Origin of the sequence: Bacteroides sp. B1-V-101 (assembly GCF_023656585.1) — a bacterium.
Lineage (GTDB): Bacteria > Bacteroidota > Bacteroidia > Bacteroidales > Bacteroidaceae > Bacteroides > Bacteroides thetaiotaomicron.
Map to the genome: position 1 here is coordinate 49,946 of NZ_JAMOKH010000025.1, position 21,612 is coordinate 71,557.

Annotated in this window: 11 protein-coding genes; 6 read left to right on the forward strand and 5 right to left on the reverse strand. The window is 42.4% G+C overall.

All coding sequences use genetic code 11. The features are described 5' to 3' along the window. The 3 genes from NBH01_RS17655 (at position 1) to NBH01_RS17665 (ending at position 7,423) form a co-directional block, all read left to right on the forward strand. Entirely contained in the window at positions 1 to 969 is a 969-nt protein-coding gene (locus NBH01_RS17655) for a pectinesterase family protein (RefSeq protein WP_011109103.1), read from the forward strand. Between the two features lie 140 nt (positions 970 to 1,109). After that, positions 1,110 to 2,822 (forward strand): pectinesterase family protein, encoded by a 1,713-nt coding sequence (locus NBH01_RS17660; RefSeq protein WP_061474328.1) that lies wholly within the window; start codon positions 1,110 to 1,112, stop codon positions 2,820 to 2,822. 65 nt (positions 2,823 to 2,887) lie between these two features. Next, positions 2,888 to 7,423: a hybrid sensor histidine kinase/response regulator transcription factor gene (locus tag NBH01_RS17665; RefSeq protein ID WP_143919647.1), complete on the forward strand. Its 4,536-nt coding sequence runs from the start codon at positions 2,888 to 2,890 to the stop codon at positions 7,421 to 7,423. An 888-nt stretch (positions 7,424 to 8,311) separates the two neighbouring features. Here NBH01_RS17665 and NBH01_RS17670 read toward each other — a convergent pair. The 5 genes from NBH01_RS17670 to NBH01_RS17690 all read right to left on the reverse strand — a co-directional run bounded on the left by NBH01_RS17670 (position 8,312) and on the right by NBH01_RS17690 (position 18,255). Continuing rightward, on the reverse strand, positions 8,312 to 9,889 hold the full coding sequence (locus tag NBH01_RS17670) for a DUF5123 domain-containing protein (protein WP_008764335.1): 1,578 nt from the start codon (positions 9,887 to 9,889) through the stop codon (positions 8,312 to 8,314). A gap of 13 nt (positions 9,890 to 9,902) precedes the next feature. Then, positions 9,903 to 11,723, reverse strand: a complete 1,821-nt coding sequence (locus tag NBH01_RS17675; RefSeq protein WP_008764336.1) for a RagB/SusD family nutrient uptake outer membrane protein — start codon at positions 11,721 to 11,723, stop codon at positions 9,903 to 9,905. A 19-nt stretch (positions 11,724 to 11,742) separates the two neighbouring features. Further along, complete coding sequence (locus tag NBH01_RS17680; protein WP_225678977.1) at positions 11,743 to 14,964, reverse strand: SusC/RagA family TonB-linked outer membrane protein; 3,222 nt, start codon at positions 14,962 to 14,964, stop codon at positions 11,743 to 11,745. A gap of 219 nt (positions 14,965 to 15,183) precedes the next feature. Further along, a complete protein-coding gene (locus NBH01_RS17685; protein ID WP_008764338.1) occupies positions 15,184 to 16,677 on the reverse strand; it encodes a pectate lyase in 1,494 nt (497 codons plus the stop codon). A 6-nt stretch (positions 16,678 to 16,683) separates the two neighbouring features. Next, on the reverse strand, positions 16,684 to 18,255 hold the full coding sequence (locus tag NBH01_RS17690) for a pectate lyase family protein (protein WP_008764339.1): 1,572 nt from the start codon (positions 18,253 to 18,255) through the stop codon (positions 16,684 to 16,686). A 283-nt stretch (positions 18,256 to 18,538) separates the two neighbouring features. On the opposite strand from NBH01_RS17690, the gene NBH01_RS17695 reads away from it, so the two are divergent. The 3 genes from NBH01_RS17695 (at position 18,539) to NBH01_RS17705 (ending at position 21,602) form a co-directional block, all read left to right on the forward strand. Next, the gene (locus NBH01_RS17695; RefSeq protein ID WP_225678978.1) at positions 18,539 to 19,333 is read left to right on the forward strand and encodes a LiaF transmembrane domain-containing protein; all 795 of its coding nucleotides are present in this window, start codon (positions 18,539 to 18,541) and stop codon (positions 19,331 to 19,333) included. 3 nt (positions 19,334 to 19,336) lie between these two features. Continuing rightward, on the forward strand, positions 19,337 to 20,149 hold the full coding sequence (locus NBH01_RS17700; RefSeq protein ID WP_225678979.1) for a LytTR family DNA-binding domain-containing protein: 813 nt from the start codon (positions 19,337 to 19,339) through the stop codon (positions 20,147 to 20,149). Between the two features lie 571 nt (positions 20,150 to 20,720). Beyond that, positions 20,721 to 21,602, forward strand: a complete 882-nt coding sequence (locus tag NBH01_RS17705; RefSeq protein ID WP_225678980.1) for a hypothetical protein — start codon at positions 20,721 to 20,723, stop codon at positions 21,600 to 21,602. Positions 21,603 to 21,612: the final 10 nt, after the last annotated feature.

Here is a 21,612-nt window from a genome sequence, read left to right on the forward strand (position 1 = left end):
ATGAAAAGGAGTATTTTGAAAGGAATGGCGTTGTTTCTTCTGCTTTGTTCAGGAGGAACTTTGGCCTGTGCACAACAGCAAAAACAAGACACGATAGTCGTGTCACGTGACGGAACGGGAAAGTATCGGGATATTCAGGAAGCCGTGGAAGCGGTACGTGCTTTTATGGATTATACGGTGACTATATTTATAAAGAATGGTATATACAAAGAAAAACTGGTGATTCCTTCATGGGTGAAGAACGTGCAGCTGGTAGGTGAAGATGCCGAAAAGACGATCATCACGTATGATGATCATGCCAATATCAATAAAATGGGCACTTTCCGCACTTATACTGTAAAGGTAGAAGGAAGTGACATTACTTTTAAGAATCTGACCATTGAGAACAATGCCGCTCCTTTGGGGCAGGCAGTTGCGCTCCATACCGAAGGAGACAGGCTGATGTTTGTCGGCTGTCGTTTTCTGGGAAATCAGGATACTATTTATACAGGATCGGAGGGTAGCCGCCTGTTATTTACTAACTGCTATATTGAAGGAACTACAGACTTCATCTTCGGCCCTTCTACAGCTTTGTTTGAATATTGCGAATTGCATAGCAAGCGCGATTCATATATTACCGCGGCTTCTACTCCGAAGGAGGTGGAGTTTGGTTATGTTTTCAAGAACTGTAAGCTGACAGCCGCTCCCGGTATCAAGAAAGTCTATCTGGGACGTCCTTGGAGACCTTATGCTGCTACGGCTTTTATTAATTGCGAGTTTGGCGGACATATCCGTTCGGAAGGCTGGCACAACTGGAAGAATCCGGAAAACGAAAAGACTGCCCGTTACGCTGAATTTAAAAACACGGGTGAAGGTGCGGATGCTTCCGGACGTGTGAAATGGGCTAAACAGCTGACTGATAAAGAAGCGGTGCAATATACTCCGCAGAATATATTTAAGGAATGCAGTAATTGGTATCCTTATAAATAACATCAGTTCGATATAAGAGTAATCCGCATGGTTTCCCCTCCTTTTGGAAGGAGGAGAATTGAGTTACTCAAATTTATATCGAATTCACGTTAAATAGAAGTCATAAGGGAACTTTAATTTTGAACCAACAAAATAAGATTATGAAAAACAGACTGCTATTGCTGTTTATAGTATTTATCCTTTTCTCCGCCTTTCGTGCGGATAAGCCCGTATTGACCATCTTTACGATAGGTGACTCTACGATGGCTAACAAAAATCTGTACGGTGGAAATCCCGAACGCGGCTGGTGTATGGTGCTCCCCGGATTTTTTTCAGAAGATATACGTGTTGATAATCATGCCGCCAATGGCCGCAGTTCCAAAAGTTTCATATCTGAAGGCCGATGGGCAAAAGTGATTTCCCAGGTAAAGAAGGGAGATTATGTCTTTATCCAGTTCGGACACAATGATGAAAAGGCTGATTCTGCACGCCATACTGATCCGGGAACGACCTTTGATGACAATCTCCGTCGTTTCGTCAATGAAACTCGTGTTAAAGGAGGGATTCCTGTGTTGTTCAACTCCATTGTTCGTCGTAATTTTGTACAGCCGGAAGATGCCTCGATTGCCACAGATGCCCGTCGTGCTCCGGGTGAACAGGAACTGCCGAAAGAAGTAAACGTCTTGTACGATACGCACGGTGCCTACCTTGATTCTCCGCGTAATGTGGCAAAAGAGATGGGAGTGGCGTTTATCGATATGAACAAAATTACCCATGATCTGGTGCAGGGACTGGGCCCCGCAGAATCGAAGAAGTTGTTTATGTTTGTCGAACCTGAGAAAGTTCCGGCTTTTCCGAAAGGCCGGGAGGATAATACCCATTTGAATGTGTACGGAGCACGGACTATCGCCGGGCTGACTGTAGATGCTATCGCAAAGGAAATACCGGAACTGGCAAAATATGTCCGTCATTATGATTACGTAGTGGCACAAGACGGAACAGGTGATTTCTTCACAGTGCAGGAAGCGATAAATGCAGTACCCGATTTTCGCAAGAATGTGCGTACTACTATCTTGGTCCGTAAAGGCACTTATAAAGAGAAGATTATTATTCCGGAATCCAAAATAAATATCTCTCTGATAGGAGAGGATGGTGTGGTACTGACAAATGATGACTTTGCCAATAAGAAAAATGTGTTTGGTGAGAATATGGGAACTTCGGGATCGTCGAGTTGCTACATTTATGCTCCCGATTTCTATGCGGAGAACATCACTTTTGAAAACTCGGCAGGACCGGTAGGACAGGCTGTTGCCTGTTTTGTATCTGCCGACCGTGCGTTCTTTAAGAATTGTCGTTTTCTCGGTTATCAGGATACCCTTTATACGTATGGCAAGCACAGCCGTCAATATTACGAGGATTGCTATATCGAAGGAACGGTTGACTTTATCTTCGGATGGTCTGTAGCTGTATTCAATCGTTGTCATATTCATAGCAAACGTGATGGTTATGTGACGGCACCCTCTACAGATCAAGGCAAAAAGTATGGATATGTCTTTTATGATTGCCGGTTGACTGCTGATCCGGATGTTGCCAAAGTATATCTGTCTCGTCCGTGGCGTCCGTATGCACAGGCTGTATTTATCCGTTGTGAACTGGGGAAACATATCCTTCCGGAAGGCTGGCACAACTGGGGAAAGAAAGAAGCGGAGAAAACCGTATTTTATGCCGAATACGATAGTCATGGCGAGGGAGCCAATCCGAAAGCCCGCGCAGCTTTCTCTCGTCAACTGAAGAATCTGAAAGGCTACGAGATGGAAACGGTTTTGGCTGGTGAAGACGGCTGGAATCCGCTAAAGAACGATTCTGTTAAATAAACACCGAATATAGATGTAAGTTCAGCTAAATCATTATCTTTACACCATTCAATATGTGTGTAATAATGATAAAAAGAATCTTATATCTAATTCTTTTGTGCCTGACCGCACCTGTAGTGCAGGCACAACAACACAGTTTTTTCACCCATTATTCTACCGAGGATGGGTTGTCTCAAAACACGGTGATGAGCATGTTGCAGGATCACAAAGACAACCTCTGGTTTGCCACATGGGATGGAATCAATCGTTTTGATGGCTATAACTTTAAAACTTATAAAGCACGTCAGGGCAATTACATCAGTCTGACCAATAACCGTGCCGACCGGATGTATGAAGACCGGTACGGCTTTCTGTGGTTATTGACTTATGACAACCGTGTCCACCGTTTTGACCCGAAAACGGAGACGTTCGAACAAGTTCCGGCAGCAGGTGAAGAAGGTAGTACATACAACATTCACGCTATTCAGGTATTGCCCGATGGTACGGTCTGGCTACTGACAGAACATGATGGAGCTATCCGTGTAGTCACACTTCCTCAGAAGAATTATACGACGAAATCAGATATTTATTCAACGAAGTCCGGTCTGTTTCCTGCCGATCACTTTTATCAGGTCTATCAGGACAAAGCCGGCAATCACTGGCTGCTGACTGATAACGGTTTGGGAATGATACGCCCCGGTGAGCAGCAACCAGTGAACTACTTTGTGGAGACGAAAGGGAAACAGGACGGTATGAATCAGGCATTTTATGCAGTCCGGGAATGCGAAGACGATATCTGCTTTGCTTCAGACAGAGGGAGAATCTGGTGTTATCAGAAACAGGGCGGAGAGTTTCGCCTGCTCGAACTTCCGACGAAAGCCCGCATTACTTCTATACACACCGTGAGCAATGGCAATACTGTAGTGACAACAGATTCGGACGGGTTCTTTCTTTGCAACCTGAAGACAAACAAACATACGCATTATTCTCCCGTGACCTGTAAGGAATTGTCTGCACAACCGATTCTTTCGGCTTATGTAGACCGCACGTCAGAGGTATGGTTCGAACAGGAAGAGCCGGGAGTTGTCGTTCATTTTAATCCTGCCACCGGCGTGGTAAGGCGTGAGCAGATGCGGGTGGAATATAGTAACGCCGATCGTTCGCGTCCCGCTTTTCATATCCATGAAGATGTACACGGGCATATATGGGTACATCCTTATGGCGGAGGATTCTCCTATTTTGATCGTGACCGGAACTGTCTCGTTCCTTTTTATGATGATTTGGGCAGTAACAACTGGCGCTTTTCTAACAAGATACATGCCGCTTTTTCTGATAAACAGGGGAATTTGTGGCTTTGTACCCACTCCAAAGGACTGGAGAAAGTAACATTCCGCAACGTACCGTTTTCAATGCTGACTCCCGTTCCGCATGAATATGAATCTTTGAGCAACGAAGTGCGGTCGGTATGCGAAGATAAACAGGGGAATTTGTGGGTCGGACTGAAGGACGGAATGATCCGCCTGTACGACTCGAACCGGAAATTCATAGGGCATCTGACAGGTAATGGAACCATTTCGATGACAGGTACACCTATGGAGGGTACAGCCTATTTCATTATGCAGGATTCAAAAGGGATTATCTGGATTGCTACCAAAGGAAACGGTCTGGTGCGTGCCGAACAGACTTCTCCCACAGGTCTGTCTTATAAACTGACCCGTTATCAGCACGACGCCAATGATATGTACAGTCTGAGTGACAACAATGTATATTGTGTTTATGAAGATCATCATGGTCGTATCTGGGCGGCTACTTTTGCAGGCGGTATCAACTATATTTCTCAGGGAGAACATGGAGAGACCGTCTTTATCAATCACCGGAATAATCTGAAAGGATATCCGATTGATGTCTGTTACAAAGCACGTTTTATCACTTCGGATAATAACGGACGCCTTTGGGTAGGTACTACCACAGGCGCCGTTGCTTTTGACGAGAACTTTAAAAAACCGGAAGATATACAGTTCCACCACTTCTCGCGTGTTCCGAACGATACGAAGAGTCTAAGTAATAATGACGTGCATTGGATTATCGCTACCCAGCAGAAGGAACTCTATCTGGCTACTTTCGGAGGGGGACTGAATAAACTGATTTCCATTAGCGAAGACGGTCACGGTGAATTTAAATCCTACTCAGTGCTCGACGGACTTTCTTCGGACGTCTTGCTTTCCATCCGTGAAGATCATAAACAGAACCTTTGGATCAGTACGGAAAATGGAATCTGTAAGTTTGTTCCTTCCGGCGAGCGTTTTGAGAATTACGATGAACGTAGTATCAGTTTCCGTGTCCGTTTCAGTGAAGCGGCTTCTACGCTCACATCCGGTGGAGATATGTTGTTTGGAACCAGCAACGGATTATTCATGTTCACTCCGGATTCTATCCGAAAGAGTAGCTATGTGCCTCCTGTAGTTTTTTCTAAGTTGATGGTAGCGAATGAAGATGTAATTCCGGGAGAGAAGTCCATATTGAAAGTCGATTTGGATGATACACAGGAACTAGTGCTTTCTCATGATGAGAATATCTTTTCCGTTCAGTACGCTGCACTCGATTATACGAATCCGCAGAATATACAGTACGCATACATTCTCGATGGTTTCGAGAAGCAGTGGACTTTTGCCGACCGGCAAAGAAGCGTGACCTATACTAACCTGCCGAAGGGAGATTATATATTCCGTGTCCGTTCTACCAATAGTGACGGGGTGTGGGTGGACAATGAGCGCATCTTGAACATCACGATTCTCCCTTCTTTCTGGGAGACGCCTTTGGCGTATGTGCTGTATGTCTGCTTTGTGCTGCTGATTATTTTTGTTGCGGTTTATATCCTGTTTACCATTTATCGGTTGAAGCATGAGGTGTCTGTAGAACAACAGATTTCTGATATCAAGCTGCGCTTCTTTACGAATATATCCCATGAACTCCGTACTCCTCTGACATTGATTGCAGGTCCGGTGGAACAAGTTCTGAAGAACGATAAACTGCCGGCTGATGCACGGGAACAGTTGGTAGTGGTCGAACGGAATACCAACCGTATGCTTCGTCTTGTCAATCAGATTCTGGACTTTCGTAAGATTCAGAACAAGAAGATGAAGATGCAGGTACAACAGTTGAATGTCGTTGCCTTTGTCCGCAAGATTATGGATAATTTTGAGTCGGTGGCGGAAGAACACAACATCGATTTCCTTTTCCAGACAGAGAAAGAGGCTTTGAATCTTTGGGTGGATGCCGATAAGTTTGAAAAGATTGTGTTTAACCTTCTGTCCAATGCGTTTAAATATACTCCTAATGGGAAAATGATCACCGTCTTTATCCGTGAAGATGAGGGCACGGTGTCTGTCGGCGTACAGGATCAGGGGATTGGTATTGCCGAAAATAAACGGAAGTCTCTCTTTGTGCGCTTTGAGAACTTGGTGGACAAGAATATTTTCAATCAGGCAAGCTCCGGCATCGGTCTTTCTTTGGTGAAGGAACTGGTAGAGATGCACAAGGCTACGATTTCCGTTGACAGCCGGCTCGGTGAGGGAAGTTGTTTTAAAGTGGACTTTCTGAAGGGCAAAGAGCATTATAATAGTTCAGTGGAATTTATTCTCGAAGATTCGGTTGCTCCGCTGAGCATGGAACGTATTGTGGATATCGCTAATTCTTCGCTTCAGACAGAAGCTGCCATCGCAGATGCACCGGACCTGGAAGTATCTGCAGCCAAAGAAGAGGCTGAGGAAAGCAGTTCGAAAGAGCTTATGTTGCTGGTAGAGGATAATCAGGAATTGCGTTCCTTCCTGCGCAGTATTTTCGCTTCAACTTATCGGGTGGTAGAGGCTTCCGACGGTATGGAGGGATGGAGCAAGGCTTTGAAGTATCTGCCGGATATTATTATCAGCGACGTCATGATGCCGGAGAAAGACGGTATCGAAATGACGCGTGAACTTCGTGCGGATATGACGACCAGCCATATTCCTATCATACTGCTTACTGCCAAGACGACGATAGAAAGTAAATTGGAAGGACTGGAATATGGGGCGGATGATTATATCACCAAGCCTTTTAGTGCGACTTATCTTCAGGCTCGTGTGGAGAACCTGTTGATGCAGCGTAAGAAACTGCAAAATTTCTATCGTGATAGTCTGACGCATGTGACGGTGTCTGAAACTCCGGTTGCTCAAGGGGAGACTTTAACAGTTCATGCATCTACTGGCCCCGAGAGTAGTGCAGCGGAAGAGCCTGCGATGCCGGAAATGTCTCCTAACGATCGTAAGTTTATGGATAAACTGGTTGATTTGATGGAGCAGAATATGGATAATGGGGAATTGGTAGTGGATGATTTGGTTCGTGAACTGGCTGTCAGCCGTTCGGTGTTCTTCAAGAAACTAAAAACGCTTACGGGATTGGCTCCTATCGAGTTCATAAAGGAAATGCGTATCAAGCGTGCCGCACAATTGATTGAAACGGGAGAGTTTAATATGACTCAGATTTCTTATATGGTCGGTATCAATGACCCGCGTTATTTCAGTAAATGTTTTAAGGCGCAGGTCGGTATGACTCCGACAGAGTATCGGGAGAAAGTCGGTCGGTAATTGGAGCTTCTTGCTGTTTTATCTCCTTAGAAGTTTCATTGAATAAATAGCGTTCAGCCGTTTCAGCTTTCTTCGGAAAAGCCTTGATAGAAGGTGATAGCGGCTGAAGGCACCATTTCGTACCCTTGCGTAGACGTGCTCTGAGCGGGGGGGCGTGGTTTCAGTTCTTTCAGGTTTATAGTTTGAGTTTCTGCTTTTATAGTCGATAAGCTATGTATATCTTAATTTCTGAACAAAGGCTGGTTGATATGTAGGCAAAGGCTGACTGACGTACGGGCAAAGGCTTGCTGACCCGTCGGCTCAGGCTTGCTGACGTGTAGGCTTAGGTTTGCTGACAAATAAGGTGGGAATGATAGAGACAGTGTTGGCAATATGATGAATGAATAGAGCCTCTGTTTAAGTAAAACAGACCTTTGACTTTTAGTAAATAGAACTTCTGATTGGAACAAATGCAGGCTCTGTTTTTGAAACTGAAAGAGCTGAATGCTGAAATCTCTTTTCGGGGACTACTGCTTTCAGCTGTATCTCCTTCTGACAGGGATTTTGCAGAGATAACTGAAAGAACTGAATACCTGGATTTCAACTTTATTTAGTAGGTGGCTGATTCTTTCATTGTTAGCCTGACAGGCAGGCTTTTTTATAAATTTGTATTAGAGTAAATAGAAAGAAGTACAAGAGTTGTTATGATGATGTACTAGAGTCACTCCAAGGATGTAGAAGATTTAAGGAAAAGATGTATAAGAATTGGATGAATGATGTACAAGACGGGAGTGAATCATGCACTTCTTTGGAAGAATATAAAAAGATAGCGATATTCGAATCCGGACATCGCTATTTTTTTATATACAGTGTCTGAAACAGACACTTAGGGTTTATTAATTATCAGATTTATTCTTTAATCCATCTAGGGTCGCCAGCTTTGGAATCTTTGATATCTTCAGCTCCAACAGTGAAATCTCCACTTTCAGGATTTGTGAATTTAGGGTCTATTTCTGTAGCATTACATGCTGACGGGTCTGTATAAAGTCCATTGGTTGCATCCCATAGGTTTGCACTGTTATGGTAGTAATTCTTAGAATAGCTAGCCTGAGCTTTCATCTTTCCCTTCTTTGCCCAGTATCCTAATGTTCCGACACCGATTTGGGAGAATACACATTTCTCAACAGTTAATTTGCCTGTAGAAGTAGAAACCTTATCCATTAAGAACAATCCATTATTATTGCTGCCTCCATCATAAGAGCATACTTTGTAGAAAGTGCAATTGGTTACACTTACAGTAGCTGATGTCATATTACAACGTAGGAAGGTACGTATACCATTACTAAAGGTTGAGTTTTGGATAGTTAATGTTCCTAATGTCGTATTGGCTCGAAGGTCGAAGCCGTCACCACCGGAACCTGTAATATTATCTGCCCAGCAGTTCTCAAACAAGGCTGTTCCTAAAGTTGCCGTTACATTACAGTAAAGAATCTGATTCTTATAGTTTCTGATTTCGCAACCGCTGACTGTTAAAGTTGAAATATTAGCTCCACCTTGCAACTCTATGAAGTTTGAAACCAACTCTTCTGCTCCCGGAGTGTCACCACGGAAAATTACATTGTTGATTTCTATGGAAGAAGCGCCGGCTTCAGCTTGTAAGCGGCCATAGATGGTAGGCATGTTTGCCTTGTCATAACCGCTGATGATAACAGATTTGTTTAGTGCATAATCTCCCAAAACAAACGAACCGGATACAAGAACGATGTTTGCACCATCTGCTGCTCCTTCGAGTACGGTAGCAAGATCATCACCTTCATATACAGGAGTCTTTCCCTGAAAGTCAATGGCTGTTTTAAATGTAACGGTACCACGGAGCTTATCTACATTGTATAACTTGGCTGTATACGATGTGCTTTCTTCCAGTCCGTCTATATAAGCCTTTTTGTTGGCTATATCTGTACTTTTCAGAGTATATGTTATGTCTGCTTTTCCATCTGCACTCAGCACGATTTTGGTTGCCGTTGCATCAATAGCATCCCATGTAAGCGTTACTGCATGTGCTTCTATATTTTCGTCTTTCACAGAATTGAAGATATTCTCTGCTTCTGTCATGAAGGAAACAGCCGACCATTTTGATTCATTGATCTCTTCACTCAAGGCTCTGATTCTTGCTGTATATTGAGTTTCACCCAATAGTCCTTCTACAGTATATGTGTTGTCCGTAATCCCTTCATATGTTTTCGGAGTACCTTCGAAAGTCATATCTTGATTTTCATAAAGCTCGATCGTATATGATGTGGCATTTGTCACTGCTGTCCATTTAAACTTTACATTTGTCTTTTTTTGGATAACAGCTTCTACATTTGTCGGTGAGAATAATCGGTCAAATATTCCCGTCGTGACTTCGTCATCCGGTTCTGAACAGCTTACTGTAAAGGCAGACAGAACCAGGCTAAATAATACTGTATATATATAATTCTTTTTCATAATTCATTCATCATTAATAGTCATAATCGTTTGTTAGCACACCGTTACTTCCGTCTATAAATACTTTCCAGATAGGCCAGAATTGCTTGGTATCGGGATTGTTATCATACAATTGGTCAATAAGCAGCAAAGCAGCAGCCTGGTCTGCAGATTCTTTCGGTACAATCCATTCCTTACTTTTAGAGTAGCCTAATGTTTGTCCTATTTCATCTGTATCTCCATGGTTTAATCCATACATTTTGTAGGAAGTTGCATCTGTTCCATCCAAGCCCTCATTATAATAGATTTTCAAAGGAAGATCAGCGTATTCACCTTCACGGTTATATAATCGTGTCATTTTCTCTTTGGCTTCATTCATTTTACTTCCTAGAAGATTCCAACGGATCAGGTCGACTTTGCGTATTGCTTCTCCTGCAAATTCAAATTTACGCTCGTCTACAATTACGTTAAAGAATGCATCCTGACTGGCTTTTGCCTTCGTTAATATAGCACTTGCTTTTTCGGCCGGGTATGAACGGTCGAGAATTGCTTTCAAATATTTTCCTGCATCAGACGATCCTTTAGGACCTTCCAGTTCATTGATAGCTTCTGCTGCCATTAAATAAATATCAGCCATACGCATTACTTGCCAGTTCATGCCATCATCATTTGAAGAGTCAACTACACGGTTCATCCACTCGAAACGAACTTTACCAAAACTCCATCCACCCCAGCATTTATTGGGTGCTTTCCAGGCAATGTCTCCATCGTTGTCACTTGTCCATTTAAAAGGTACACAAGTGATATCACGACGAACATCTTCTACATCATAATCATAAAACAAAGTCGGAATAGGGCCGTTTATGCCTCCTTTGGCTAGTTTTGTCCATTGGTCTTTCTTTTCGTGTTTCACTCCCCAAGTGTAGATGACACGTCCACGGGATGCCGAAAATGGAATCTCGAAAATAGATTCTGCTCCTGCAATTGTTCCTTCAGCACATAGTGCTTTAAAGTTAGCTTCAAATGTGCCTAATGTGTTATAGCCTTTGCTGATGATGTCCAGACATTCATTTTTTGCAATTGTATATAGTTCCTGTCTTTCTGTTGCATCTTCTGTATTGTAACGGATCCCATCCGGATGTTGTGAGTAACCTGCCGCAAATAATGCAATTCTCGCACGTAATCCTTTGGTGAAGGTTTGGCTTACTCGTTCTGTTGATTTAGTAAAGCTGTTTTCGTTAGGCCAGCCTACGTAGTCTTGTGCTATAAGTAAGTCGTTCAACAGTCTTCTCATGATAACCATACGGTCGGTCTTAGGCAAGTCGATTGTTTCTGTGGTGTTGGGCTCAAAACGGGCAGGGACATCACCGAACGCTTTAATCAGATCGAAATAGATAAAAGCTCTTAAGGTCAATAGTTCACCGTAAAACTGGCGCATATTGGCGTTACTCATATCGCTGTACTCGTCCATACCGGTTATAGCGCTGTTTGCACGTTCTATGGCTTCATAAAGTTTGGCCCAAACGTTGTTGTCCGTATTCATGTATTGATTATCGGTAGTGGCATTGTATGTTACCAAGGCTCCTTCTTTATCAGTGAAAGCTCCTTTCTTCCCCGTATTATTCCAGATTTCACAGTCGCTGTTGACTCCGAAGTAGGCAATATAACGTCCACGATAAGAGTTTGTTTCACCGAATGACTGGTGCAGTCCCATCACTACATCATTGACCAAAGCCTCGTTAGAAAAAACTTCTGTCTTTTCCATAGATGACTTTTTGGAAGTATCTAATATGTCATCACAAGAAGAAAAAGCAAATAGTGATGCTGCTAATGCTGTATATAATATTTTTTTCATTACTTACTAGTTTTACTGATTAAAAATTAAGGTTCAAACCGATTACAAACTGACGGCTCTTAGGATATGCTGAATAGTCTACACCCGGAGTCAGTTGGCTGCCATTTCTGCGGCAAGTAGAAACTTCCGGATCGTAACCGCTATATCCCGTGATACAGAACAGATTGTATCCCGTTACATAGAAACGAAGGTTATTGATTCCAACTTTCTTGGTTAGATGAGCAGGCAGAGTATATCCCAATGTCAAAGTGCTCAGACGAAGGTATGAACCGTCTTCAACAGCCCAATCCGAGAATACGAATTTGCTCATATAAGGTGACCACACCGTGGTGTTCTCGTTCATTTGCGCCAATTGGTTCATGTCTGTTACCAAATTGCCGTTTCCGTCAATATTAGTCCAACGTTTTGCAGCGGACATTTCAGAAGTCATGTTTCTGTATAAGTACTTGGAAGTAGAAGTTGTTTCGATCTTATTAGCGTTATAGATGTCGTTACCATAGCTCCATGTAAAGTTGGCTGCCAGGTCGAAACCATATAGGCGGGCATTGATGTTGAATCCACCTGTATGCAGGGGATTGGCATCGCCAATGATCGTTTTATCCTTTTCACCATTCGCATCTCCACTATTATCCAAATCTTTTAGTTTCATCATACCTGGGCGCGCAGTTCCTACGGCAGAAGATTTGTTGACGTCTTTCTTCAGAGTCCAGGTATCGGTTGTTGCATCATAACTCTCAAAATCGGAAACCTCATAACGTCCGGCACTTACATAACCATACATTTTTCCAACAGAACCACCTACTTCCGGCAAGAAATCCTGACCTATTTCTGTAGAAGCCCAATAAGATTGTGCTTGTTCGTTAGTAAGCTTCTGTAAAGAACCGAGAGATTTGATCTTATTTTTATTAAAACTGATATTGGCTCCAATGCTCAGACCAAAATTCTTTTTATCAACGGCTACCCAGTTGACGCTGGCTTCAAGACCTTTGTTTTCAGTCTCGCCCATGTTACGGTATTGGTAGTTATAACCAGTTCCGGATGTCGGGAACATAATTAACAGGTCTTTTGTATTATTCCAGTAGCCTTCAATTGTTCCGCTTAATCTGCCTCCTAAAGTAGTGAAATCCAAACCGACATTTCTTGTAATGGTTGTTTCCCAGGTGAGATCGCTGTTTGCCATATATTTGCTTGGAGCAATGTAGGAATTGACACCATTGATCCATGGAGTTTTATTTAACTCATATAATTGAGAGATCTGTCCCGAAGGAATATTATTGTTTCCGGCTGTACCATAGCTAAAGCGGAGCTTCAGGTCATCCAACCAATTTTTGGTATTCTCCATGAATGATTCAGAAGATATACGCCATGCGACAGCGGCAGAAGGGAAGAATCCCCATTGGTTACCTTTGGCAAACTTCGAAGAACCATCGGCACGGAAAGTGGCGCTAAACAAGTATTTGCTGTCAAAGTCATAGTTTGCACGTCCGAAGAATGAGAACAACACATCATCCGGATAACCATAATTGGTCACTTCATATGGGTTTCCTTTTGTGGAATAGTTGATGCAGTCGTCTGCCGTATATTCAGTCGGGAAGCCATGTACAACGTTTCTTAATTCTCTCTCTCTGGTAACAATATATTCTTGACCAGCCAATAGGTTTAAATGGTTTTTGTTATTCTTAAAGAACTTCTTGAAGTCATAACTTAAGGTGTTTGTACTGCGGAAGGCAGTTCTTGTACCACGAGTAAAAGAAATAGCAGGTTTACTCTTATCTTCATCGTCTACGTTATTTCTTACATAGTAAGTAGTCACACCATAATAGCGGTCTGCATTATTTCGATAATCGTCATAACCAACTTCTGCTTTTAGTTTTAAATCTTTGATTATTTCCCAAGTGATAGAGCCGGCAAGGTTATAGTTGATACGTTCTTTGCGGGTGTCATTATCTCTTAGGGAGATTAACGGATTAATCAATAGAGAATTGGCATCTTCTTCGTCTGCATTGAGTGCATCAGAGATACCAGGTACAGGATATGGAGTATACAACAAAGAATATTTCAGGCGTTTGTCCGTGTTCAATGAACTGTTGGCATCATTGGAACCTCCACCATTGATTTTGGTTTTGGAAAAGCGTGCTGAAAAATCTAAAGAAACGTTCTTCAGTGGCTTGTGATTCAATTTTAAATTGAGGTTATCACGTGCATAGTCAGACATTTGCATGATAGCTTTATCATCAATATGAGAGTAGCTGAACGAATATTTGAACTTATCGCTACCACCATTGATGCTTAGATTGTGATTAAATGAATGTCCGGTACGTCCGAAAGTTAAATCCTGCCAGTCATTGGTAGCTACGTTGTCATACATGTCAAGGTCTTGATAATTACCAAAATACTTGATATAATCATCATTCTTATTTGTAAGTTGAGCCAGTTCATACTGCCATTTGGTATAATCGCTTGCGGAAAGTACATCTAATGTTTTTGCCACTTTTTTCCACGCATAATAAGCATTGTAGCTAACACTGACTTTGCCTTCTTTACCACTCTTGGTAGTAACAATAATTACACCATTAGCACCACGTGCACCGTAGATAGCAGTTGAAGAAGCGTCTTTCAATACATCGATTGATTCAATATCTGTAGGTGGAATATCTGAGATACTTTCCACTGGAAATCCGTCTACAATAAAGAGAGGTTCGTTACTTTGTGTGATTGAACCACCTCCACGTACGCGAATACTCATTTGTGCGTCAGGAGAGCCCTCTGTAGTTGTAATTTGTACACCTGCCATTTTTCCTTGCAATGCTTCAGTCGCAGACGCTACAGGAATGGCTGCTAAAGTTTCTGAATTAACGGATGCTACTGATCCTGTTATGTCTTTACGCTTGGCAGTACCATAACCGATAACTACAACTTCATCCAACGCTTTTGCATCATCTGATAGTGTAACATCAATCTTGCTTTTTCCTTTGATAGCGATTTCCTGCGTTTTCATACCAATATATGAAATAACTACAGTGGCGTTGGCAGGGACTTTTAGAGAGAAATTTCCATCCAGGTCAGTAATTGTACCATTGGTAGTATTCCCTTTTTCTACAATGGAAGCACCGATAATCGGTTCTCCGGTTGTGTCTTTCACATTACCATTTAAGGTAATAGTCTGCGCTGATACGCTGAGCGATAATGCTGCGAAAATCATTAGCAGCAAAGTGCGCATGTTTTTCATTCCTTTAGGCATCTTTTGTTCTTTTATATTAGATTATTAATATTCGAGTGTGTCCACTCTTAGAGTTCTTACTGGTGCAAAATTATGTTTTTGGGGCTTGTGGGATGTGTAATATTTGTTTTTACGATAGTATTTTTTGTTTTTCCGGCATAAAATGGATAAAGACGAGGATTTATGGGGAAATGTACTCTCGTCTTAATCTTTTATAACTGTTTATTCGGGCTTTTAGTTTTATTTTTTAGAATCCGCAGGATACAGATGATTCACTAGCTCGTTCAGATATACCTCCAGATTGGTGTATTCTTTACTCAAACCATATTGTGCGCCGTCACTTGGATCATTCGGATTCAGATTGTACTTTTTCTCCCATTCGTCCGGTATGCCATCTCCGTCGGAGTCGGTTGGGGTCGGTTCGGATTTATATTCGGGCCAGCCTCCTACATCTATCGGTTGGTCAACCATTCCGTTGGTGCTTCCATGAGACCCTTCATAAGTGTAATTCCCTTTGCGGGTTTCTTCTACGATTCGTTGGTCTACGGCATCGCGGCGGTGAGAAGCTCCGGCAAATTGCAGTACATCTTTATAGGCTTTCTTTGCCGGTTGCAATGAAGTATGCTCTGCTATATCAAATGCTTTTTTGGATAATAAATTTTTTTCCGGTGCGAAGTCGTTCTTGACGATCAGACCAAATGTATTATCCATATTGACTTTATAAAGAGCTTCTTTCTGCTTGTCAGTCAGGCTGGGACAGGTGGCGTCCATAAAGTTTCCTTTGAAGTGGAAGGTTCCATGTACCCCTGCCTCATTTTGATTTTTGCCGTCGTCTGCATAAGCGGTGAACAGGCGTCGGTATGAACCTTTGGTAGCACTATAGGGACCCGGCTTATAGTAATTATTGAGAAAGTTGTACGAACCGCCTTCACCGGCATAAGCCCCGTCACTACCATAATTGTAGATTACATTATTGAATAATTCCACCTTTTCTTCTTCCGGTTTGCCGGTATAACGGCTGCCGCAGAGTCGTGGAGTACGATTGGTGTGATGTGCCAGCAGATTATGATGGAAGGATGCTTTTTGTCCACCCCAGATGCCACCATAGCCATGTGCTCCTTTCTCATGAATAGAGTTGGCGAGGCTTTCGCTGATGATACACCATTGAAGGGTGAATTGACTGTTATCATAGAAAGTGGCACATTCATCCGTACACCAGCTCAGAGAGCAATGGTCTATGATTATGTTACTGTTTCCTTTGGTACCGTTCATTGCATCGTCACCTTTTTGCTTGATGTCCGCTCCCATACGTGAACGGATAAAGCGGACAATCACATTGTCTGCTTGAATGGAAAAGGTGTAGTTCTTCAGACAGATGCCATCTCCGGGAGCTGTTTGACCTGCGATTGTCACATCTCCATTGCTGAGTTTTAAAGGTTTCTGCAATTCAATGATGCCGCTGACTGCGAAAACGATTGTACGGGGGCCTTTTTTGTTGATAGCCCAGCGGAAAGTTCCTTCCGAACCGTCATCTGCCAGTGAAGTTACAGTGTATACTGTTCCACCGGCACCTCCTGTTGTATATTTCCCTGCACCGTCGGCACCCGGGAAGGCTGGAACTTTTGAACGGTCGGGAGTAATATTCTCTTTGTACGAATTGTCAGTATTTGTATTCCCTTGAATAGAAGGGAGCATAAATAAGGCACATAGCCCTATCAGGATTTTTTTGTTCATAGCTATTTAGTTATTGGTTGGGTATAAGGAATTTACCAAACTATTCAGATAGACTTCAAGGTTGGTATATTCCTTGCTTAAGTTATATTTGTTTCCGTCACTACTGTCGTTGGGATTCAGTCCGTTGGCTGTTTCCCATTCGTCCGGTATCCCGTCTTTGTCACTATCCTGCTGTGCGCTGGTAGTGGATGCGTATTCACTCCATCCTTCCACATCAGCTTGTGTATCGATCAGTCCGTTCGTTCCTCCGTTTGAGCCTGTGTATGTGTAAGTGCCTTTCTGGGTTTCTTTTACAATACGTTCATCGATATGGTCACGCAGGTTGGAAACACCAGCGTATAGTAATACAGACTGATAGGCATCTTGTGCAGACTGAACGAACGAATAATCATCTAAGATAGGAAAACGTGAAGATACAAGCAAATCTTTTGTTGAAACTTCGTTGTTTTTTACGCAAAAAGCGGTTGAGGAGGTATTATCTGCATTTGCATTGGCCAATTCTGTCTTTTGTGAATTAGATAACTTCTCATGTGTTTCGAAATAATTCCCGTTTATATAAAATTTTCCATATACTCCTTTTGCCTGTTGATTCTTGCCATCATCTAGATAAGCGGTGAAAATACGGCAATGTACTTTCGCTATGGCATTAACAGGGCCCGGCTTATAGTAGTTATTCATGATATTATAAGAACCTCCCTCTCCTGCATAGGCTCCTTCACCAGTCCAATTATAGATTACATTATTGCATAAATCGACTTTTTCCATATCCTCTCTGTTGGAGTAGCGACTTCCGCAGAGGCGGGGCGTGCGGTTACTATGGTGAGCCAGCAGATTATGGTGGAAGGTTGCAGGGCTGCCTCCCCATATTCCGCCATATCCATGGCCTCCTTTGTTATGAAGAGAATTTGTCAGACTCTCGCTGATGATACACCATTGCATGGTAAAGTCGGTATTTCCATAAAATGAAGCACATTCGTCCGTACTCCAGCTCATTGAGCAATGGTCGATAATAATATTCCTTTTGCCGGGATAAGAATCTTGATACCCATTCATCGAATCATCTTCCGTCTTACATTCATCCCCCATGCGTGAACGGATAAATCGGATAATGACATTGTTTGCGTTGACACGTAAAGTATAATTTTTCAGGCAAATACCGGGGTGGGGAGCTGTTTGACCTGCGATGGTTATATCATCATTCTTTATTTGCAGCTGTTTGCTTAAAGGGATGACTCCACCAACAGCGAACACAATCGTCCTTTTGCCCGACTTCTCTATCGCCCAACGGAGAGTACCTTCTGAACCGTCATCTTTGAGAGAAGTTACTGTATATACTGTTCCTCCGGCTCCACCACTAGTTAGTTTTCCGGCTCCTTCGGCACCGGGAAAAGCTGCGACTGTCGAACGGTCGGGAGTCGGATACTCCGGCAGCTGATCCTCTCCCGAATCATCCGGATCAGTAGAATCTCCCGGCTGTTCTGTTGGAGGATTTGTGTCCTGTTCGAGATTTTCTTCCGAACAGGCTGTGAATGATATGAAGACAGATGCAAGAAAAGCTCCTAAAAAAGTTTTATTCATGGCATTAGTTCTTTAAAATATTGGTTGTACTCACGTATTGTGTTAATTATATGGTTGCAAATGTATAGGGAAGAAAAGACGTCGGTGTGCAATATTTGTTTTTCACATTGTATTTTTTGTTATTAGATTCAATTAGAGCATGGTTTAATGTGCTTTACTCTGTTCCATTCACCGATTTTTATCCGGTATTCATCGGTTTTCTGACCGGAAATCATCAGAAAAGCCTGTAAGAGCACAAAGAAATGATGTATCTTTGAACCATCAATCATTAATCATAGAAACGATGGAACAGAAATCTAAATTCTCATCTGCTACAGTTTTCTCAGGAAAACTTCTGATAGCTTCATTATTTATCCTTTCAGGAATTTTGTTATTCGCCCGTAACATGGGTTGGATTACTGCTGAATTGTTCAATATAATAGTATCATGGCATTCTCTCCTTATTATATTGGGAATTTATTCGATGATACGCCGCCATTTTGTTGGTGGAATTATCCTTGTATTGGTAGGTGCTTATTTTCTGTTAGGAGGTCTTTCGTGGTTGCCTGAAAATTCTCAGGCAATGGTCTGGCCGCTGGTTTTGATCATAGCCGGAGTTTTATTCCTCTTCAAATCCCGCCACAGAGGACCGTGGGATGACAAACAGCGTATGTTTCGTGACCATAGAGAATGGATGAAGCATGGGCACCATGGTCATGCGGGCATGAACTTTACAGACAATCAGCAGCAATGTGAATCGGAAGATGGTTTTCTGCGTTCTGATAACACTTTTGGGGCTGCACGTCATGTAGTACTCGATGAACTTTTTAAAGGAGCAGTCGTCCGTACCTCTTGTGGAGGAACAACGATTGACCTGCGCCATACTCATATCGCACCGGGAGAAACATATATCGATATCGATTGTAGCTGGGGAGGAGTCGAAATATATGTTCCTTCCGACTGGAAAGTAGTATTTAAGTGTAATACTTTCTTTGGCGGCTGTGATGACAAACGCTGGCAAAACGGGAATATCAATAAGGAAAGTGTATTAGTCATTCGGGGAAGGCTTTCTTTCGGGGGACTGGAAGTTAAAGACTAACGTATGAAAGCACATCCGATTATAGATTATCCTTATTGCTGGGTGCCGATGCTGGTGGTAGCGCTGGTATTGGTTGTAGCTCAGGTAATGATAATGAGTGTATACACAGGTGCGGACTATGTGCCTGCTGTCATAGACGGAATAGCGACAATCGGTTGGTTGATGGCATTAGGTTATTTGGCCTGGTTTGTTGTCGGAGTAGTCTCTATCTTTCAGACAGAAGTCATTACTCTGGTGGCAGGAATACTGATCTGGATAGCCGGCAGCTTTATGGTTTACGATATTGTAACAAGGATAGCCGGTATACCTTATATCACTTTTGCATCTACCATCCCTTTTCGTCTGTTGTTTGGCATTCCCACCTGGGTCGCCATTCTTCTTTGGTATCGCTTGATTGTCGCTAAAGAAGATGCACTGAATCAGGAACTGGAAAAAGAATTGATAATGCATCAACCAGTTAGCCTGCCGGAAGAACCGCAGATAGAACAGATCGACCGTATCACAGTGAAAGACGGTTCGAAAATTTATTTGATTAAAACGGATGAATTAATCTACATACAAGCATGCGGAGACTACGTTATGCTGATTACTCCTTCGGGGGAATATCTGAAGGAACAGACAATGAAGTATTTTGAGACTCATTTGCCTTCCGATACCTTTGTTCGTGTTCATCGTTCAACGATTGTCAATGTCACTCAAATCTCCCGTGTAGAACTGTTTGGGAAGGAAACGTACCAGCTATTATTGAAAAATGGGGTTAAACTTCGGGTAAGCCTTTCGGGTTACAGGTTGTTGAAGGAGCGGTTAGGTTTGTAGAAAACGAGATTATTATAGAATAGTAACATGATGAGATGTCAACAGTAAAATAGAAGGCTTTCAGGATTGAGAACATAGGAAGTTTAAGAACAGTCGATCCTGATAGACAATTTACGAACCGTGAAGTATATTTGAATCGTTTGGTACAAGAAGTAATCGAAGCGAAGAACAAATAGGAACGGCAGATTTTTCGTTCAAAACGATTGATTTTGGAGATATCTCCCTTGAATGTTTGATGATAACATTCAAGGGAGACATTGTTTTAAGGGTATTGCACACATAGGGAGTACTATTTGGTCCAAGTCTGTTTTATCCCCCTTTTCTACTAAATCTTACTCTTTATTTAGCTTATGTTTTCTCAATTTTGCACTTGTGAAAGAGCATAACTTTCATCTTAGTGAGAAAAAAACATCAATGTCAAATGAAAATCTAAGCAAAATGAAAAACATGAACTTGTTACATCAAAGCATGAATGCACCTTGAAAGTATTAACCTTCTTTTAAAGAAAAGAATCAAATATTGGTTCCTTCTTTTATTTATGCATATCTTTAAATTAAATAAACTAATATTTATGAGACATCTAGTAAAGATTTTATTTGCATCGTTTCTGATTTTCTTCTCTTGTTCTCAGCAAGTAGATGATGGTTGGGAACTAAATGAGCTTCCTAAAGAACCCGGAACGCATCCTGTTGGCGTTGGCTTTAGCCGGGCAAGTCTTGAAACATTCGCAGAGGAGGGAATTACGGAGATTGGAATTTACGTGTATCTGAAGGACTCTATGGTATATGGCAAGAACCTTCCTTTAAATGATGGTAATTTGGAGGTTGATCTTCCTTTGGGAGAGAATCTACAGACTTTCGCAGTTGCGAACGCCGATCGTCTGACTGATACCGACAGCCTTTCCAAAGTAGTAGTCTATCAGGATCTTTATGCGCAGAAGCAGGTGTACATCTCTGAAATTAAGGATTTTACTTCCGATTATTCTGCCAATAGCCTTAGTCTTGAATTGAAGCGTCTGGTAGGACATGCGGTATTTCAGCCCAGAGAGACAGCGGAAGAAATAAATAGTATTACCCAGTTTGATCACTTGAATGTAACCTTTACAAATGTAGGCGTTGCCTATAAGGTAAAGACCGGTGCATGTGTGCAGGAAGACGTTACGGTCAGTGTCGATAAGGCTGCCGGTTTCAGTGCATCAGTTTATTCGTTCCCTACGGCAAGTGCTGATTCAAGAACCTCAGTCGATGTAGTGTACATGAAGGGTGGGGAAGAAGTGAACCGTACAAACAGCCCGCTTGATACGGGAATCGCCTTTGAGTCCTCCAAACGTTCTACCGTTTACATGCCTATTCTGGAAGAAGCATATCTGCAGAATTCGTGGGCCCGCAGCCGTGCGGTAGTGAGCAAGAGTTCCTTGGTTCAACCGTTTACAATAGAAGAATCTGAATTTTAAAACAGGAGTC

Excerpts from the sequence above, each read along its gene's own strand:
- NBH01_RS17655 (WP_011109103.1), top strand. The coding sequence starts at position 1 with ATGAAAAGGAGTATTTTGAAAGGAATGGCGTTGTTTCTTCTGCTTTGT.
- NBH01_RS17660 (WP_061474328.1), top strand. The coding sequence starts at position 1,110 with ATGAAAAACAGACTGCTATTGCTGTTTATAGTATTTATCCTTTTCTCC.
- NBH01_RS17665 (WP_143919647.1), top strand. The coding sequence starts at position 2,888 with ATGATAAAAAGAATCTTATATCTAATTCTTTTGTGCCTGACCGCACCT.
- NBH01_RS17670 (WP_008764335.1), bottom strand. The coding sequence starts at position 9,889 with ATGAAAAAGAATTATATATATACAGTATTATTTAGCCTGGTTCTGTCT.
- NBH01_RS17675 (WP_008764336.1), bottom strand. The coding sequence starts at position 11,723 with ATGAAAAAAATATTATATACAGCATTAGCAGCATCACTATTTGCTTTT.
- NBH01_RS17680 (WP_225678977.1), bottom strand. The coding sequence starts at position 14,964 with ATGCCTAAAGGAATGAAAAACATGCGCACTTTGCTGCTAATGATTTTC.
- NBH01_RS17685 (WP_008764338.1), bottom strand. The coding sequence starts at position 16,677 with ATGAACAAAAAAATCCTGATAGGGCTATGTGCCTTATTTATGCTCCCT.
- NBH01_RS17690 (WP_008764339.1), bottom strand. The coding sequence starts at position 18,255 with ATGAATAAAACTTTTTTAGGAGCTTTTCTTGCATCTGTCTTCATATCA.
- NBH01_RS17695 (WP_225678978.1), top strand. The coding sequence starts at position 18,539 with ATGGAACAGAAATCTAAATTCTCATCTGCTACAGTTTTCTCAGGAAAA.
- NBH01_RS17700 (WP_225678979.1), top strand. The coding sequence starts at position 19,337 with ATGAAAGCACATCCGATTATAGATTATCCTTATTGCTGGGTGCCGATG.
- NBH01_RS17705 (WP_225678980.1), top strand. The coding sequence starts at position 20,721 with ATGAGACATCTAGTAAAGATTTTATTTGCATCGTTTCTGATTTTCTTC.